This window comes from Nocardia sp. NPDC005745 (genome assembly GCF_040630775.1).
GTDB lineage: Bacteria > Actinomycetota > Actinomycetes > Mycobacteriales > Mycobacteriaceae > Nocardia.
The window spans coordinates 1-3,667 of the sequence record NZ_JBEXYF010000084.1 but is presented as its reverse complement, the minus strand read 5'-3'; the positions used below and the strand labels follow the sequence as shown (position 1 = coordinate 3,667).

The window sequence follows — 3,667 nt, the reverse complement described above, 5'->3', positions numbered from 1 at the left end:
TGAGGATCCATCGCGACCGCTTCCCGCGGGCTGATCCCGAAGAATTCGTTGTCGAACTCGCCTGCGTCGTAGACGAACCCACCCTCACGCACATACGACTTACCCGACGTACCGGGTTCGGGATCGAAGATCCCGTCCCAGCCCCGATCGGTCGGGAACCCGCCGACCGCGTCACGACCATCTACGACCAACTGCCAGAGCTCCTGTGGGGTAGACACCCCGCCAGGAAACCGGCAACCCACACCCACAATTGCCACCGGCTCGGATATCCGGCTCTTCAGGGCTGATTCTCGTGCCCGGCTTTCTCGTAGCTCGGCCGTAACCTTCCTCAGAAGGTAGTTGATTTTCTCCGGGTCAGTCACTCTTGATTCCTTCAAAGAATATTTTCTGCTTTATCAGGCAATGACGGTGTCTATGAGATGCCGAACTCATCACCCAAAACTTCCATGAACGCATCGTCGCTCATGGACATAAGATCTTCGGAATCGGTCGCCGAGACCGTTTCATCGCCCTTCGCCCGGCTCGCCAATCGAGTGACATGCAGCAACCGAGAATAGAATTCGTCGGAGAGCCTGTCGCCGTCGATCATTTCCGCTACCTCTTTCTCCAGGCGCGTAAGCGATTCGGAAATATCGCTGTCGGAAAGCTGGGAGAGGATGAAGGTAGTGACCGCGCCCGGTGTGGGGTAGTCGAAGACCAGCGTGGCCGGCAGCCGGAGCCCGGTGACGGCGTTGAGACGATTGCGGGCTTCCACCGCGGTCAGTGAATCGAATCCCAGATCTCGGAATTTTCGGTTGGCGTCGATCGCCTCGGCGCCTGAATGACCCAGCACCGCCGCAATCTGGCTACCAACCACCTCGAGCACCAGTGCGTGCCGGTCGGATTCGGGCAGTCCGGCCACCCGCCCTCGCAGACCCGTGAGCATCTCCGCTTCGGCTTCGGCCTGTTCTGATTGAAGCGCTGCCTGGGCCTCTGGCAGTTCTTGCAAGAGCGGACGACGCCGCGACGCTGTGTAAACCGGAGCGAACCGTCTCCACTCGATATCTGCGATCGTCATGGTCGCTACATCGCAGCCCGCCGCATGGCTCAATGCCCGCACGGCGAGGCTCGGGTCCATCAACCTCACACCGCTGCGAGCCAGGAAGTCGGCGACAGAATTTCCGTGAACTAGGCGTCCGGCGCTTCCGTCGGTGTCTACCATGCCCCCACCGGCCCATCCTCCCCATGCCAGTGCGGTAGCTACCAGGCCCCGCGATCTGCGGGTCTCCGCCAGACCGTTCAAGTAGGCGTTCCCGGCGGCATAGTCCGCGCTTCCCGCGCTACCCCATGTCACTGCACCGGAAGAGAACATCACGAATGCATCCAATGGCCGATCACCGAGCAGATCGTCGAGATGCTGCGCGCCAGCGACCTTGGGGCCGACAACGGCGATCAACGACGATGGGTCGAGCTCGGTGAGCGACGTCAGAGATCCGATCCCAGCCGCATGGATGACTGCGGTCAGAGGAACGGTGTCGTCATCTATCGCCGACAACACCGCGGCCATGTCCTTACGACGTGTCACATCGCAGCTCGCGAGCGTGACACGGCTGCCTAGAGCGTGCAATTCTCGTGCCAGGTCGTCGGCGCAGGGTGCCAGGTGGCCCCGGCGGCTGGCTAGCACGACGTGCTCGGCGCCGTTCTCGGCAACCCACCGCGCCAGATTTCTGCCGATTCCTCCGGTTCCACCGGTGATCAGGACTGTTCCCCGCGGCTTCCAACCATTGGTGACGTAGGACCCTGGCAGCGTTGCCCGCACCATTCGACGGCCGTAGACCCCCGTTGCACGGATCGCCAGCTGATCTTCGCCATCGGTGCGGGACATCGCGGCCAGTAGATGCTCCACAATCATCTGGTCCCACTCGTCGGGAAGATCGATCAAACCGCCCCACCACTGTGGGAACTCCAGGCCGGCCACCTGACCAAGACCCCACATTTGGACCTGCATCGGGCTGGTGATTCGATCCTGAGAAACCGCGTTCACAGCACCGTTCGTCACACACCACAATGGCTGGTGAGCGCCGAGATCGCTGAGTGCTTGGAGCAGGAGCAGGTTGCCCAGCAAACCTTGTGTCACCGACGAGCTCTGCGAGTACGGCCGGTCATCGAGAGCAGCCAACGACACTACGCCTCTCACATCGATGCGGTCTCGCAGCAGATCTACGACATCCAGACGTGACATTCTCTCGGCGTCGATCTCGACGTAGGAGACACTCGCGCCCGATTTCTGCAACGCTTCGACCAGGTACTTCGTCGTGCCAACGCCGTCGGACCCCACAACAAGCCAAGTTCCTGTCGCACGTACGGGTTCATCGGTAAGAAGCTTCCAATCGATCCGATAAGACCACGAACTGATCATGGACTGTTCCTGCAGGTTCTGTCGCCACGACGACAACAGCGGCAATGCTTCATCCACGGATCGACCGGACTCGATCCCCAACGCACCCAGGTCTCCCTGATCGACCGCACGCCAGAACTCGACGTCGATCGCGTTAGAGGAAGTCGATGAAGAGGTCTTCTCGAGCCAGTACCGGCGTCGCTGGAACGCATACGCAGGCAACTCGACCCACCGCCCACGCCCCCGCAACACCGACTCCCACTCCACACCCACACCCGACACACCCAACTGGGCAGCCGACTGCGCAAACCTCGCCATGCCGTCCTCACCACGACGCAACGAGCCCACGACCACCACCGCGGAGGGCTTTCCCTCGGCCAGGGCCTCACCGATCTGCTCGATATCAACCACCAGCAACGGATGCGGGCTGGCCTCGACGAACACCGTGTACCCATCGCTGTACAGCTGTTGGATGGTGTGCTCGAAACGAACGGGTTCCCGCAGGTTGGCATACCAATACGGTGCATCCAGCTCGCTGGTGTCGAGCACCGTGCCGGTCACCGTCGAGTAGAACGCCACCTGCGACGAGCGGGCCCGAACTCCAGCCAACGCCGTTTCCAGCGGCTCACGCACCTGCTCGACCTGCGCCGAATGCGAGGCGTAATCCACCGAGACCCGCCGGGCACGGATGTCGCGGGCGTCGCATACCGCCTGCAGAGCATCGAGCTGCTTGGTTTCACCGGAAACCACCGTGGTCCGTGGACCGTTAGCCGCAGCCACCGACAACCCGTCGTAACCCTCGAGCAGCTGCTCGACCTGCCGCAGCGGCAACCCGATCGACATCATGCCGCCCAGACCCTCGAGCTCAGTCAAAGCCGCCGAACGCAGGATCACGATCCGAGCCGCATCCTCGAGCGACAACGCCCCCGCCACATACGCCGCAGCGATCTCGCCCTGGGAATGACCGATCACCGCATCGGGCTCGACACCGAAGGAACGCCACAACTCCGCCAGCGACACCATCACCGCGAACAACACCGGCTGGACCACATCGATCTGCGTTAGCCACGCCGAATCCTCACCGGCGAGAACATCGAGCAGCGACCAATCCACCAACGCAGCGAACGCTGCGTCGCACTCGGCCATCTTCTCGGCGAACACCGGTGCCGAGGCCAACAATTGCCGGCCCATACCAAGCCACTGCGCACCCTGGCCCGGGAACACCAGCACGGTCTTCCCCTGCGGATATGCCACACCCGACACCACACCCGACGCCGGAACCTGCTCGGC

Annotated in this window: 2 protein-coding genes; both read right to left on the bottom strand. The window is 62.3% G+C overall.

Going from position 1 to position 3,667, the window contains the following annotated elements; genetic code table 11:
• On the bottom strand, nt 1-218 hold a 218-nt coding region (locus ABZ420_RS35885; protein ID WP_357132631.1), incomplete at its 3' end, for a beta-ketoacyl synthase N-terminal-like domain-containing protein.
• 194 nt (nt 219-412) lie between these two features.
• Nucleotides 413-3,631 (bottom strand): SDR family NAD(P)-dependent oxidoreductase, encoded by a 3,219-nt coding sequence (locus tag ABZ420_RS35880; RefSeq protein ID WP_357132628.1) that lies wholly within the window; start codon nt 3,629-3,631, stop codon nt 413-415.
• Nucleotides 3,632-3,667 lie beyond the last annotated feature (36 nt).